A 14,182-nucleotide genomic window follows, 5' to 3' on the forward strand; every position below is an offset into this window, starting at 1 on the left:
CTTTCGGTCAGATTGTGTAACAATCTGGTATGGCGGTGAGCGAAGCACGAGCATCCGCGATTCTCGTGGCAGCTGCCGCGGTGTGCTTCGGCACCACCGGAACGGCTCAGGCACTCGGTGGTGCTGGAGCAAGCGCGTTGTCGCTCGGCGCTGCCCGCGTCGTGTTCGGCGGGGCACTGCTGGCGCTGATCGCAGTGGCGGTGGGCGTGCGCGGGGGGCGTTCGGGCGAGTGGATGCCCCGACCCACGTCTCGCGCGGCGAGTAGCGCTGCCGGGCATCCGTTGCGCCTGATCGCGCCGCTTGGTCTCGTGGTCATCGGAGCCCTCGGGGTGGCTGCTTACCAGCCTGCCTTTTTCACCGGAACGAGTCAGAACGGGGTTGCCGTCGGCACACTGGTCGCCCTCGGATCTGCGCCCGTGCTGACGGGCCTGCTCGAATGGGCCGTGTGGCGCAAAGCCCCCGGGCGACGCTGGGCGATCGCCACGGGCGTGGCAGCGCTCGGCGTTGCAGCGCTGTCGGGGGTGTTCGCGGAGGCGTTCGGGGGCGCGGGCGGTGCGGGCGGCGTCAGCAGCGCGGGCGGCGCGGGCAGCATCAGCGTGGCGGGGCTCTTCGCCTCGCTCGCGGCGGGACTCTGTTACGCCGTCTACGCACTCAGCAGCAAAGCGCTGCTCGAGCGGGGCTACTCCCCCACCATGACCATGGGCGCGACTTTCGGCGTGGCCGCACTCGTGATGGTTCCCGTGCTGGTCGGTTCAGATCTGGCGTGGCTGGTCACACCCCGTGGAGCGCTGACGGTCGGCTGGCTCGCAATCGTCACGACGGGGCTCGCCTACACCCTGTTTGCGAGAGGCCTGAAGAACCTGGCTGCTTCGCGCGCCGCCACGCTCACGCTCATCGAGCCGCTGACCGCCACCGCTCTCGGCATCGCGGTGCTGCATGAACAGTTCACGCTGTCGAGTGCCATCGGGGTCGCCTTGCTCACTGCTGGGCTAGCCATTCTCACGGTATCGAGGCGCGGCAGCCGGGCGAACGCTTTCGTCTCGCCCGTTTCGGGCGAGGGAGTCTGATGTCGTCAACGCGCGCGGGCAAAGCCGCAGCCGCATCAGTGGTCGCATCCGGCCCCGGTGCGACCGTCATCGCGCCCACACCCACAACCGCGCCCGCACCCGCACGCGCCGCAACGGCCGTCGGCCGCCTCCACGAACACCTTCGCAGCCGCATCCTCAGCGGCGCGCTGCCGCCCGACACCGCACTGCGCGAGCAGGCCATCTCGGCAGAGTTCACCCTGTCACGGCATACCGTTCGCGCCGCGCTTCGACAACTCGCCGCCGAGCGCCTCGTCACGATCAACCCATACTCGGGAGCCCGCGTCACCCTGCTCGACGACGACGCGGTGCGCGCCCTGATGCAGCTGCGTTCTGCCCTCGAGGGTGAGGCCGTGCGCCTGCTGAACCGCCGCGCGAAAACTTTTTCGCCACAGCAAACCTTTTTGCCAGCGCAAACCTCCTCGCCAGCGCAGACCTCCTCGCCAGAGCAGACCCCCTCGCCAGAGCAGACCTCCTCGCCAGCGCAAACAACTTCGCGCACGCAGACACCCTCGCCTGCCCAGAGCACGCCGGCCGGCCACGAGGGCGACGCCGATGCCGCGGAACTTCTGTCGGGCATCCACGCCGCCAACGCCGAGCTCGCCCGCCGATGCCGCGCCACCCCGCTCGACCACGCAGCCATCGAACGCGCGCATGCAGCCCTTCACCACGCCATCGTCGTCGCTGCAGACAGCCCCAGAATCGCGGATGCTCACGCCGACCTCGAGGCTGAGAGCATTCTTTTTCTCGCCCAGCTTCGCCACGTGCTTGACCCGGGCGAGCTCATTCGGCAACACGACCAGCTCGTCGGCGACCTGCTCATTCGCGGTGAAGACGCGATTCACGAGCACCTCGAACTCGCCGCAGATCAGCTCATCAGGGCCCGAGCCGCCGAATCGCCACCCGCGGCGAATCGCGGTAGCTCGACCCCTCACTGATCTATATTCCATTTGCGGCATGCGTCGCACACTACGGGTGACCGAGCGCGTCACGCCGAAAACACTCGTGTTACGAACGGGTAAATTTGCGGTCGACTTCAGAAAAACAGCTTGCGTCGAGTTTGTTCGTAAGCTTTACTAACAAACATGTCTGCAACAGAAGGGCAGCGCGGCTCTTCGACTTTGGAGCCCGCGCACCCCCACACCCACCTGGCATTCGCCCAGAGCCGCGCCCTGCGCCCCAGCACAAAAGTGCTGCCGGAGCACGCTCGCAATCACAATCGTTCACTCGTGCTGCAGACCCTCTACCGCACCGGCCGGCAGAGCCGCGCCGACATCGCCCGCGAGACGGGCCTGACCCGGGTGACCGTCTCTGACCTCGTCAACGACCTGATCGCCGAGCGCCTCGTCATTGAGATGGGTCAGCGAGAGGATGCCCGGCCGGGCAAACCCGCCACGATTCTCGACATCGACCGCTCTGCTTTTCAGATCGTGGGCATCGACCTCTCTGAGCACAGCCTCTTTCGCGGCGCGGTGCTCGATCTCGACGGCCAGATTCTCAACGAGGCCGAGATCGCTCTAGCCGGCAGCACGGGCGACGACGCCGTGGCGAAAGTTCTGGCGCTCACCGAGCAGTTGCTCGCCAAGACCACTGCACCCGTGCTTGGCATCGGCATCGGCTCACCGGGTGTGGTCAACCTCGACGGCGTGGTGCTCAGCGCCCCGAACCTCGGCTGGCACAATCTCGACCTGCGCGCTCAAGTAGAGGCACGCTTCGGACACGCCATCATTGTGGCGAACGACGCCAACGCCGCAGCCCTCGCCGAGCACAGTTTCGGTGGCGCCGATGGCGACCTGATGATCGTCAAGGTGGGCCACGGTGTCGGCGCCGGCCTGCTGCTCGGCGGATCGCCGCTCTACGGCAGCCGCTTCGCCGCGGGCGAGATCGGCCATGTCGTGGTCGGCACCGACGGCGGCGCGCTCTGCGTCTGTGGCAAGCACGGCTGCCTCGAGACCTGGCTGTCGACGCCCAACCTCAACCTGGCCATCGAGGTCCTACGGGCATCCGGTGCCAGCGAGGCAGAAGTGGATGCCCGTACCAACCTGATTCTGATCGAAGCCGGCCAGCGCCTCGGCATTGCCCTCGCTCCCATCGTGGGCGCCCTCAACCTGCCAGAGGTTGTGTTGAGCGGCCCGACCGAACTTCTCGATGGGCCGCTTGCCCAGGCAACCATCGAGACCCTCCGCAACAGAACGATGGCCGAGTTTCACGGTGATCTGACGCTGCGGATGACCACGCTCGGGCAGAACATCGTTCTGCGCGGCGCGGCCGTCATGGTGCTCTCAGGCCAGCTCGGGGTTTCGTAGCCTCGGGCCACGATCTCTCCACAACCGGCTCATTGCATCACTTCTCCACAACTGCACACAAGACGCATCACACGTCGGCACCCAGCCGACACAATCAGCCCTAGGAAAGGTAACAACAATGAGAAAGAAGCTCGGTCTGGTCGCACTCGGTGTGGCCAGCATGCTCGCCCTTGCGGCCTGTTCGTCAGGCGGCTCCTCATCGGGTAGCAGCACACCAGAGGCGGGCAACATTCGCGTCTGGCTGAACGGCACCGACACTCCGCAGGCGGCTCGTGACTACCTGAAGACCACCTTCGAGGCGCAGAACCCCGGTTCTACGCTGACCATCGAAGAGCAGTCGTGGACGGGGTTGGTCGACAAGCTCACCACCAGCCTCTCGGGCAGCGACAGCCCTGACGTGGTGGAGGTCGGCAACACGCAGGCCGCCGCGTTCACCTCGGCCGGCGCCTTCGAAGACCTCACCGACAAGTACCAAGACCTCGGCGGCGACGACCTGCTGCCCGGCTTCGTGACGGCCGGCACGTACAACGGCAAGTTCTACGCCGCGCCGTACTACTCGGGCGCTCGCCTGGTCTTCTACAAGAAAGACCTGATGGCGGCCTCGGGCCTCAGCGTTCCGACCACGCTCGATCAGTACGTCTCCGACGGCGTCACTCTCGCGGCGGCGAACCCCGGCGTCTCGGGAATCTACTTTCCCGGTCAAGACTGGTACAACGCTCTCCCCTACATCTGGGAGAACGGCGGAGAGATCGCAACCGACGACAACGGCACCTGGAAGGCGGGCTTCGAGTCTGCGGGCGCCATCGCCGGGCTCAAGCAGGTTCAGCAGGTCATGACCACCGCTTCGGTCGCACCGAAAGACGGCAACGAAACCGACCCGCAGGTTCCGTTCTGCGCCGGCACCGTTGCTCAGTTGTCAGCTCCGAGCTGGGTGAAGGGCTCCATTCTCGCCCCGACCACCTCGTCTGCGCCAGGCTGCCCCGACCAGGAGGCGAACCTCGGCGTGTACGCGCTGCCCGGTAAGAACGGCGGGGCCGCTTCAGTCTTCGCCGGCGGATCGAACATCGCCATCGCGGCGAAGTCGGCTCACCCCGACCTCGCCTACAGCGCGCTGAAGATCATGCTGAGCGACGACTACCAGACCATTCTCGGTAAGGCCGGCCTGGTTCCCGCAAAGAAGTCGCTGGCTTCGACACTGGGCACTGACGATGTTGCCAAGGCGACCGCCGCGGCTGCCGCCAACGCCAAGCTGACGCCCGCTTCACCGAAATGGGCAGACGTCGAGGCCGCCAACATCTTGCAAGACTTCTTCGTGAAGATCGCGCAGGGCGGCGACATTCCCACGCTCGCGGCCGATATCGACACAAAGATCGACGCCATTCTGAACGGATAGCCCGATCGGTCGGCGCGGTACGTCTGCGCACGGAACGTTCGGGGGCTTGGCATTGCCCGCCAGGCCCCCGAACATCCACCAGGTGGTTTCAGCCCTAGGAAGGCGAAGTCACGTTCATCATCGTAACGAAAGCCCCCACCTTCATGTCTTCTGCCACCAGCACTCGCGAGCGGCCCGGCACCGTGCCGCCGCCCGCGGCGCCGCAGTCTGCCCCGAAGCGACGGATGCTCGCTCGCAAGGGCCTCGCCCCGGCACTCCTGCTCGTGCCCGCCGCCGCGATTCTCATCGTGGTCATCGGCTGGCCCCTCGTTCAGCTCGTCATCGTGTCGTTTCAGCAATACGGCCGCGCACAGGTCTTCGGCCAGCCGGCCCCGTTCATCGGGTTCGGCAACTACGTTCGAGTGCTGGGCGACCCGCAGTTCTGGCAGGTACTCGTTCGCAGCTTTCTCTTCTGCATCGTGAACGTGGTCGTCACCATGAGTCTCGGCACCCTCATCGCGCTGCTGATGACCCGCCTCAATAAGTTCTTTCGCACACTCATCTCGGTGGGCCTGCTTCTTGCCTGGGCGATGCCCGCGCTCACCGCCGTCATCGTGTGGGGCTGGCTCTTCGACACCCAGTTCGGTGTGGTCAATTACGTACTCACCCAGGTCACCGGCATCAACTTCATCGGCCACTCCTGGCTGATCAACCCCATCAGCTTCTTCGCCGTCGCCGCCATCATCATCGTGTGGCAGTCGGTGCCCTTCGTCGCCTTCACCATCTACGCCGGTCTTACGCAGGTGCCTGACGAAGTGCTCGAGGCCGCGCAACTCGACGGCGCCGGCGCGGTGCAGCGCTTTCGCCTGGTGATCTTTCCCTACCTCAAGTCGATTTTCGTGGTGGTCACGATTCTGCAGATCATCTGGGATCTCCGAGTCTTCACGCAAGTGTTCGCTCTGCAGGGCATCGGCGGCATCAGAGAGCAGACCTCCACTCTCGGGGTCTACATCTACCAGACCTCGCTCGGCACCGGAGACTACGGCGCCGGCGGCGCCATCGCCGTGATCATGGTCATCATCATGATGGCCATCTCCATCTTCTACGTTCGCCAGGTCATCAAAGAGGAGGAGCTGTGAGCACGCCCACCCGAACGCAGCCCGACAGCCCAACCCAGCCCCACGAGACATCCGTCGAATCGAAGGCGCTGACCTCGGCCGTCTCCGCCATGATCGTTCCACCCTCGGCGCGTAACGGGGTTCGCCGCTACCAGGTCTCTGGCCCCCGCGTGAAGCGGCGCGTCACGAATATCATCTTCAGCGCCGTCGCGGCTGTGATCTTTCTCTGCTCGGTGTTTCCGGTCTACTGGATGATCAACACCTCTTTGCAGCCGAACAACGAAATTCGCACCCCGGTGCCGAACTTCTTTCCGAAAGACTTCACGCTCGGCAACTACGTCACCGTGCTCTTCGAGCCATCGCGTTCGCCGTTTCTGCCAGCGTTGATGAATTCTCTCGCGGTGACGTTGCTCACGGTAGTCATCGCCCTGGTGTTCGCGTTTCTCGCCTCGCTCGCCGTGACGCGGTTTCGGTTCAAGGGGCGCAAGGCGTTCATCCTCTCGATTCTCATCATTCAGATGATTCCGGCCGAGGCCATGATCGTGTCGACCTACCGCGTGCTCGATAGCTGGTCGCTGCTGAACACCATCGCCGGGCTGACCCTGGTGTACGTTGCCACCGTTCTGCCGTTCACCATCTGGACGCTGCGCGGCTTCGTCAACGGTGTACCGGTAGAGCTCGAAGAGGCGGCCATGATCGACGGCCTCTCGCGAACCGGAGCGTTCTGGAAGATCACGTTTCCGCTGCTCGCCCCCGGTCTCGTTGCAACTGGCGTTTTCGGCTTCATTCAAGCCTGGAACGAGTTCGTTCTCGCTCTCGTGGTGATGTCACGGCCCGCGTCGCAGACACTGCCGGTCTGGCTGCGCACGTTTCAGCAGGCGAATGGCACCACCGACTGGGCGGCCATCATGGCCGGCTCCACTCTCATGGCGATTCCCGTCGTGGTCTTCTTTCTCATCGTTCAGGGCCGCATGACCAGTGGGCTGATGAGCGGGGCGGTGAAAGGATGATCGAGCAGACCCAGCACGACTCCCGGCGTCGCTCCGTGCTTGCCACACTGCTGCCCGGCTTCGAGGGCATCACTCTGCCCACCTGGCTCAGCGCACGGCTCGCCGAGGGGCTCGGCGGAGTCTGCCTCTTCGGCGAGAACGTGGAGTCGCTCCCCCAGCTGGCAGCCCTCACTTCGGCCATTCGCGAAGCCAACCCGCACGCCATCATCGCCATCGACGAAGAAGGCGGCGACGTCACACGCTTGTTCTACGACATCGGCTCGCCCTACCCCGGCAACGCGGTGCTCGGGCGCCTCGACGACCTCGCTCAAACCGAGGCGGTAGCCCGCGCCGTAGGCGTGGCTCTGCGAGGGGCCGGGGTGAACCTCGCCTTCGCGCCCGATGTCGACGTCAATTCCAACCCGAACAACCCGGTCATCGGGGTTCGGAGTTTCGGCGCCGACGCCGAGCTCGTTGCCCGGCACAGCGCCGCCTGGGTGCACGGGCTCCAATCGACCGGCGTCGCGGCGAGCGCCAAGCACTTTCCGGGTCACGGTGACACCGCCGCCGATTCACACCGTTCGCTGCCCGTGGTCGACGTGCCCCTCGAGGTGCTGCGAGCGCGCGAGCTCGTGCCATTCGCCTCGGCCATCGCCGCCGAAGTGCGAACCATCATGACGTCGCACATTCTGTTGCCTCACCTCGACTCCGAGCATCCGGCTACCCTTTCGTCACGCATTCTGCAGGGGTTGTTGCGCACCGAACTCGGTTTTGATGGCGTTGTGGTCAGCGACGCCCTCGACATGGCGGGCGCGAGCGGTTCAATCGGCATTCCCGAGGCGGCCGTACAGGCACTGGCCTCCGGTTGCGACCTGCTCTGCATCGGCACCAAGAATACGGATGCTCAGCTCGCCGAGGTCGAGCGCGCACTCCTCGCGGCTCTCGACGACGGTCGGCTCACCGGCACGCGGCTCGGCGATGCAGCAACAGCCGTGCGCTCGTTGGGCGCCGAGTTGGCAGAGGCGGCCGTGCGCCCGGAATTAGCAGCGTCGGCCGTGCGGCCGGAATCAGCAGAGTCGGCCGTGCGGCCGGAATCAGCAGAGTCGGCCGAGGCGCCCGAGTCGACTGACCCGCGCACAGCCACCCACCTGCCCGAACCGGCTCGCATCGCTGCCACCTTCGAGCTGAATAGTGAGGCCCGGGCGTGGTTGCAGAACGGGCCACCCGATGTCGTGGTGCGACTTCACACCGTGCCGAACGAGGCCATCGGCACCGTACCCTGGGGTCCGTTCGCTCATCTCGACGAGCAGGCAGAGCTTCGCGAGCACGCCAACCTCCGCCAGCACGCAACAGCTCACGACCCGCACTATGCGCAATTCACGCCTGATGCCTGGCATGCCGCCAACGTCATCACGGTCACCGAGAAATCGGCCGGCCCGCTCAAGAAGCTCGCGGCCGACCCCGACTTCACGGGCTCACGCATCGTAGTGATCGGCACGGCCAATCACCTGACCCCCTGGGTCACCAGGCTCATCGATCGCCTTCGACGTTCGAACTCGGTGCTCGTCATTGACATGGGCTGGCCCGCACCCGACCGCAGGTACGCCGACATCGCCACATTCGGCGCCTCGCGGCTCGTCGGCGAAGCGCTGCTTTCGCTCTTTGCCGCATCGAACGACGCCACTCGAACGATTATGCAGCACACGCACACTTACGAAGGGGTTGTTCGTTGAGAATCGGCATCGACATCGGCGGCACCAAGACCGACGCGGTGGTCATCAGCGACGACGGCAGCATTATCGAGCGCATTCGCCTCGTGACCGGGTTCGGCGCAGACGCCGTGGTGCAGTCTGCCGTCGACGCCATCGAGTTGCTGCTCGAACGTACCGGCCTGCGGCTCGGCGACGTGCGCTCCGTCGGCATCGGCATTCCCGGAACCGTCGACAGCACCTCGGGTCACGTCTCGCACGCCGTCAACCTCGGTTTCGACACCCTCGACCTCGGCGACGCCCTCGAAGAGCGGCTCTCGGTGCGGGTTCGAGTCGAAAACGACGTGAAGGCGGCAGCACTGGGCGCTTACTCACTGATCGGCGCATCCCGGGCCGCGAGCCCCGGCCTAAGCCGCATCCCCGGCCCCGCCACCCATGCCGACACCGACACCAGCACCAGCACCAGCACCGGCACCGGCACCGGCACCGGCGAGTCTCGCCACAGCGAAACCGACCAGGCTCCCCCGTCGATGGCCTACTTGAACCTCGGCACCGGCCTCGCCGCCGGCATCGTGCTGAACGGCGAACTGTGGCGCGGTTCGTGGGGCGCGGCCGGTGAAATCGGCCACATTCCCATCGACCCGAGCGGAGCTCTCTGCCCCTGCGGCCAGCGGGGTTGCCTCGAGACGGTGGCGTCGGGCTCGGGAATCGCCCGCCAATGGCAGACCGACGACCCGAAACCGGCCCAGTCGCTCTTCGCCGCAGCGGATGCCGGCGACCCCCACGCTGCCGACATTCGCAGCTGGTTCATCGACGGCATCGCCTCGGCCGTGCGCATTCTCGTGCTCACGGTCGACGTCGACACCGTCGTCATCGGCGGCGGCCTCAGCAACCTGGGGGCACCCCTGCTCGACGCGGTCACCGAGGTGCTCGCCGAGTGGGCCGAATCATCCCCGTTCATCGCCTCCCTCGACCTCGGGCGCCGAGTCGAGTTGCTGCCCGAGGGCTTTCCGGCGGCAGCCGTCGGCGCCGCGCTCGTAGGCGTGACCCCACCCGCGAGCCCCAGCACCCCCACTCTGGTTCCCACCTCAGAGGCCACCGCCTGATGGCCGAAGTCGTCATCGTCGCGAACGCGGCCGAGGCCGGCCACCTGGCCGCCGACGCCATCGTTCGCCTCATCGCCCGAAAGCCCACCGCCGTTCTCGGCCTCGCCACCGGCTCCACTCCGCTCTCGACCTACGCAGCCCTCGCCGAGCGCGCGGCAGCCAGTGCCAAGCTTCCCGGCACCAAAATTTCCGGTGCCAAAATTTCCGGCACCAATATTTCCGGCGCCGAGACTCTCGACCTCAGTCGTGTGCGCGGATTCGCCCTCGACGAGTACCTCGGGTTGCCGCCGGGGCACCCGCAGAGCTACCGCACGGTCATCACCCGCGAAGTGGTTGAGCCTCTGGGGTTGACTCCCACGAACATCCATGTGCCCAACGGGTCGGCAGAAGCCGCCGCAACCGCTGGTGACGACTACGAACGCGCCATCGTCGCGGCCGGCGGAATCGACCTGCAGATTCTCGGCATCGGCACCGACGGGCACATCGGTTTCAACGAGCCCGGCTCGTCATTCGCGTCGCTCACTCGCGTGAAAACGCTCACCGAGCAGACCCGGCGTGACAACGCCCGGTTCTTCGAGACTCCGGATGCCGTACCGATGCACTGCGTCACCCAGGGCCTCGGCACGATACTCCGAGCGCGTCACCTCGTGCTGCTGGCCTACGGACCGGCCAAGGCTGCCGCAGTAGCGGCTGCCGTCGAAGGGCCCCTCACGGCGAGCCAGCCCGCCTCGGTCATCCAGCTGCACGCGCACGCCACCGTGATCGTCGACGAGCAGGCGGCCGCCGCCCTGGCGAACGCCGACTACTATCGGCACGCATGGCAGAACCGCCCATCCTGGCAGCAGCTCTAGCGACCACAGCACCGCTGAGCAACAACAACAACAGCTCTAGCGCTGCTCCTGCTCACGCTGGCTCGCCAGCGCCCGAACCATGTCGAGTTTCTCGGGAAACGCGCATTCCATCAGCTCCCGCACATCGGGGTCGCCGTCGTAGTCTTCGACCATGTCGATGCCGATCATGGTGTTGACGAGCATCCCTGAGGCCAAAAAGTTCTGCACCTCGAGGGGGTCGAACCCGGCGTCATCGCGCAAGAATCGGTAGACCTTCATGAAGCCGGCCCGCGCGGCCGCCCCGATCACCGGGTCTCGCCCCAAGACGAACGCATGCATCAGCGACAACAGCAGGCCGTGCTGGTTGAGCTGATTGACGTAGGCCAGCGCCATGCGCTTACCGAGTGGAACGTCAGACGTCGCGTCGTCGAGCGCACCCCGAAACGCCGCGAGCAGCACGTCGAGCGCCCGCTGAATCACGTCGAGAAAGAGTTGCTCTTTCGTGCCGAACAGGCGCACCACGTAAGGCTGACTCACGCCGGCGGCCCGCGCGATGTCGGCGGTCGTTGTTCCGACGTAACCAGTCTCAGCGAAAACCTCGGTTGCGGCTTCGAGAATCAGTTCGCGACGCTCACCGCTTTTCATTCGGGTCACGGGAGCTGAAATCGTCATATTGACATGGTATCAGTTGATAACTAAAGTCTAAGTAATCGATCGATAACTAATCATCCGCCGCTTCTTTTCGTGAATCGAGACGACCATGACCTCCGCCTCCACACAGCCCGCTTCCGGCGTCGGCCCAGCCGCTGGACCAGCCGTCGGCCCGGCCGTCGACATCGAGCCCGAAACCTCATCGCGTCGCCGCATTCCCATCTGGCTCGCTATCGTTGCGGCGTCACTGCCCATGTTCATGGCCACGCTCGACAACCTCATCATGACGAGCGCGCTGCCGGTCATCCGCACCGACCTGAATGCCTCGATCAGTGAGCTTCAGTGGTTCGTGAACGCCTACACGCTCTCGTTCGCCACGTTCATGCTGATGGCGGTGGCGGTTGGTGACCGGCTCGGCCGCCGAAGCGTGTTCGTGTTCGGCATCGCGCTGTTCACGGCCGCGTCGATATTCTCCGCACTCAGCACCGAATCGTGGATGCTCATCGTCGGCCGCGCGTTTCAGGGCGTCGGCGCGGCGGCGCTCATGCCCCTGTCGCTGACGCTGCTGGTCGGCTCGGTCAGCACCAAAATGCGGCCGCTCGCCATCGGCATCTGGGGCGGAGTCTCAGGTCTTGGCGTGGCCCTCGGCCCGCTCATCGGCGGAGCCGTCATTCAGGGCTTCGACTGGCAGGCCATCTTCTGGCTGAACGTTCCGGTGGGCATCATCGCGATTCCGCTCGCGCTGATCGCCCTGCCGAACACCTTCGGCGCCAAGCTTCGCGCCGACATTCTCGGTCTGCTGCTCGTGGGAACGGGTGTGCTCGCCATTGTCTACGGCATCGTGCGCGGCAACGATGCGGGCTGGTCGAGCTTCGAGGTCGACGGTTCGCTCGCGGCGGGCGCGGTGCTGCTCGCGGCGTTCATTCTGTGGGAGTCACGCACATCCGCACCCCTGTTGCCGCTGCGACTGTTTCGCGACCGAAGCTTCACCGTGGCCAACATCATCGGTATGACCTTCAGTTTCGGCATCTTCGGCTCGGTGTTCATTCTCATTCAGTACTTGCAGATCGTTCAGGGTCACTCCCCGCTCGAGGCCGGCCTGATGACCACCCCGTGGACGGCGGCGCCGCTCATCGTCGCACCCCTCACGGGCTTCATCACGCCCCGCATCGGCACTCGCCCGCTCATCATCGTGGGTCTGGCGCTGCAAGCCGCCGGGCTGTTCTGGCTGGCGCTCGTCATGACGCCTGACACGGCCTATCTCGCCATGCTGGGGCCGTTCTTGATCGCCGGAATCGGCATGGGCCTCGTCTTCGCTCCGGTCTCCACCGCGGTGCTCGTGAACATGGCACCGGCCGACCAGGCCAAAGCGTCGGGCACGAACTCCACCCTGCGCGAGATCGGGGTGGCGCTCGGCATCGCGGTACTCACGGCGGTCTTCACAGGTCACGGCGGTCAGCTGACCCCCACGGGTTACGTCGACGCGGCCATCCCCGCCGTCATGGTGGGCGCCGCAGTGCTCGCGCTCTCGGCTCTCGTCGGCTTCTTCTTGCCCTCCGGTCGCGCGCCACAGCACGCAGGCTCGGCGACCTAGGTGCTACAGGTCAGCGAATCGGTCGGTCGCCTCGATCAGCGCGTCGAGGATGCCCGGCTCGTCGAACGAGTGCCCAGCATCCTGAATCACCGTGAATGACGCCTCGGGCCACGCCTCGTGCAGATCGTATGCGGTGATCGCCGGGGTACAGAGGTCGTACCGCCCCTGCACGATGGCACCCGGAATCTCGCGCAACAGCCCCGCGTGCGCGATGAGCTGGCCCTCGTCGAACCAGCCCTCGTTCACGAAGTAGTGGTTCTCGATGCGCGCGAACGCCAGCGCATACGTCGGGTCTGAGAACTTCGCAATGAGGTCGGCGCGAGGCTGCAGCGTAATCGTCGACGCCTCCCAGGTGGCCCAGGCGACAGCCGCAGGCCCGTGGATGCTCGGGTCGGGGTTGCTCAACAGCTCGTGATAGGCGCGAATCAGGTGCCGCCCCTCGGCGTGCGCCACCGGCTCCAAAAACGTCTGCCACAATTCGGGAACGATGAGCCGAGCGCCACCCTCGTAGAACCAGTCGAGCTCGCGCTTGCGCAGCGTGAAGATGCCGCGCAGCACGAGTTCGGTGACCCGCTCGGGGTGCGTCTCGGCGTAGGCAAGCGCCAACGCACTACCCCAGGAGCCGCCGAACACCTGCCAGCGCTCGACGTTCAGATGCTCACGTAGTTTCTCGATGTCGCGAACCAGATGCCAGGTGGTGTTCGCGGCGAGGTGATCGGCCGATTCGCTCACGTGCGGCAGGCTGAGCCCGCAGCCGCGCTGGTCGAAGAGCACAATGCGGTACTTCGCGGGATCGAAGAGTCGCCGATGCGCCGCACTCGTGCCGCCGCCGGGGCCGCCGTGCAAAAACACGACGGGCTTACCCGCGGGGTTGCCGCTGGTCTCCCAGTAAAGCTCTTGGCCGTCGCTCACTGGCAGAAAGCCGATTTCGTCGGGTTCGATCTCGGGGTAGAGAGTGCGCATGCTCAGAGCTTAAGCCGCTCAGAACTTTTACGCCGCGCCACGCCCACCCGCACAGCGCCTCTGCCACAGATCACAGGTCGTCGAAGTCATAATCTGTGGCGACCACAGCCGAATCGGCGCTGTCGGCCGCGACGGGCCTCGGCACCGCCAGCGACTCCGTGCGTTTGTGCAGATTCTCGACCGCCGCGCTCGAGTCGGGTTCGGCGAAAGACGTGGCCTCTGACACGCTCACGAGCTCACTCGCCGGCCCGATGACGAGCTGTATGGTGTCTTCGCGCCCATCGTCATGCAGCACGGGAATCTCAATGGCCTCAGCCCGATGGCTCGACCCGAGCGCCGCGACGAAATGCAGTAGCGCACCGGCGACGCTGTCGGTCGTCAAGAACGACCCACCGCTGTAAGAGATTCGTTTCATTCTTCAACACTCGTGCGCCAGGGCAACAGGAGCAAGGGCGTTGC

Annotated in this window: 13 protein-coding genes; 10 read left to right on the plus strand and 3 right to left on the minus strand. The window is 65.6% G+C overall.

Going from position 1 to position 14,182, the window contains the following annotated elements:
- Positions 1–35 precede the first annotated feature (35 nt).
- The 9 genes from IEX24_RS11640 (at position 36) to IEX24_RS11685 (ending at position 10,536) form a co-directional block, all read left to right on the plus strand.
- On the plus strand, positions 36–1,067 hold the full coding sequence (locus IEX24_RS11640) for a DMT family transporter (protein ID WP_229715271.1): 1,032 nt from the start codon (positions 36–38) through the stop codon (positions 1,065–1,067).
- The gene (locus IEX24_RS19600; RefSeq protein ID WP_203585986.1) at positions 1,067–2,023 is read left to right on the plus strand and encodes a GntR family transcriptional regulator; all 957 of its coding nucleotides are present in this window, start codon (positions 1,067–1,069) and stop codon (positions 2,021–2,023) included. The genes IEX24_RS11640 and IEX24_RS19600 overlap by 1 nt, the downstream gene beginning before the upstream one ends.
- Before the next feature lie 147 nt (positions 2,024–2,170).
- Positions 2,171–3,391 (plus strand): ROK family transcriptional regulator, encoded by a 1,221-nt coding sequence (locus tag IEX24_RS11650; RefSeq protein WP_188678456.1) that lies wholly within the window; start codon positions 2,171–2,173, stop codon positions 3,389–3,391.
- A gap of 118 nt (positions 3,392–3,509) precedes the next feature.
- Positions 3,510–4,784: an extracellular solute-binding protein gene (locus IEX24_RS11655; protein ID WP_188678458.1), complete on the plus strand. Its 1,275-nt coding sequence runs from the start codon at positions 3,510–3,512 to the stop codon at positions 4,782–4,784.
- 143 nt (positions 4,785–4,927) lie between these two features.
- On the plus strand, positions 4,928–5,902 hold the full coding sequence (locus IEX24_RS11660) for a carbohydrate ABC transporter permease (protein ID WP_188678460.1): 975 nt from the start codon (positions 4,928–4,930) through the stop codon (positions 5,900–5,902).
- Between the two features lie 89 nt (positions 5,903–5,991).
- Positions 5,992–6,891: a carbohydrate ABC transporter permease gene (locus IEX24_RS11665; RefSeq protein WP_188679058.1), complete on the plus strand. Its 900-nt coding sequence runs from the start codon at positions 5,992–5,994 to the stop codon at positions 6,889–6,891.
- Positions 6,888–8,603: a glycoside hydrolase family 3 protein gene (locus IEX24_RS11670; RefSeq protein WP_188678462.1), complete on the plus strand. Its 1,716-nt coding sequence runs from the start codon at positions 6,888–6,890 to the stop codon at positions 8,601–8,603. The genes IEX24_RS11665 and IEX24_RS11670 overlap by 4 nt, the downstream gene beginning before the upstream one ends.
- The gene (locus tag IEX24_RS19605; protein WP_203585987.1) at positions 8,600–9,685 is read left to right on the plus strand and encodes an ROK family protein; all 1,086 of its coding nucleotides are present in this window, start codon (positions 8,600–8,602) and stop codon (positions 9,683–9,685) included. The genes IEX24_RS11670 and IEX24_RS19605 overlap by 4 nt, the downstream gene beginning before the upstream one ends.
- Entirely contained in the window at positions 9,685–10,536 is an 852-nt protein-coding gene (locus IEX24_RS11685) for a glucosamine-6-phosphate deaminase (RefSeq protein WP_188678464.1), read from the plus strand. The genes IEX24_RS19605 and IEX24_RS11685 overlap by 1 nt, the downstream gene beginning before the upstream one ends.
- Positions 10,537–10,572: 36 nt before the next feature.
- Here IEX24_RS11685 and IEX24_RS11690 read toward each other — a convergent pair whose 3' ends face one another.
- Entirely contained in the window at positions 10,573–11,187 is a 615-nt protein-coding gene (locus IEX24_RS11690; protein ID WP_188678466.1) for a TetR/AcrR family transcriptional regulator, read from the minus strand.
- An 88-nt stretch (positions 11,188–11,275) separates the two neighbouring features.
- On the opposite strand from IEX24_RS11690, the gene IEX24_RS11695 reads away from it, so the two are divergent.
- On the plus strand, positions 11,276–12,760 hold the full coding sequence (locus IEX24_RS11695) for a DHA2 family efflux MFS transporter permease subunit (RefSeq protein WP_188678468.1): 1,485 nt from the start codon (positions 11,276–11,278) through the stop codon (positions 12,758–12,760).
- 3 nt (positions 12,761–12,763) lie between these two features.
- On the opposite strand, the gene pip is transcribed toward IEX24_RS11695, so the two are convergent.
- The gene (pip, locus tag IEX24_RS11700) at positions 12,764–13,723 is read right to left on the minus strand and encodes a prolyl aminopeptidase (RefSeq protein WP_188678470.1); all 960 of its coding nucleotides are present in this window, start codon (positions 13,721–13,723) and stop codon (positions 12,764–12,766) included.
- A gap of 70 nt (positions 13,724–13,793) precedes the next feature.
- Positions 13,794–14,138 carry a hypothetical protein gene (locus tag IEX24_RS11705; RefSeq protein WP_188678472.1) on the minus strand — a complete coding sequence of 115 codons (345 nt, stop codon included), beginning with the start codon at positions 14,136–14,138 and terminating at the stop codon, positions 13,794–13,796.
- Positions 14,139–14,182: the final 44 nt, after the last annotated feature.

The organism is Subtercola lobariae (assembly GCF_014640255.1).
Taxonomy (GTDB): Bacteria; Actinomycetota; Actinomycetes; order Actinomycetales; family Microbacteriaceae; genus Subtercola; species Subtercola lobariae.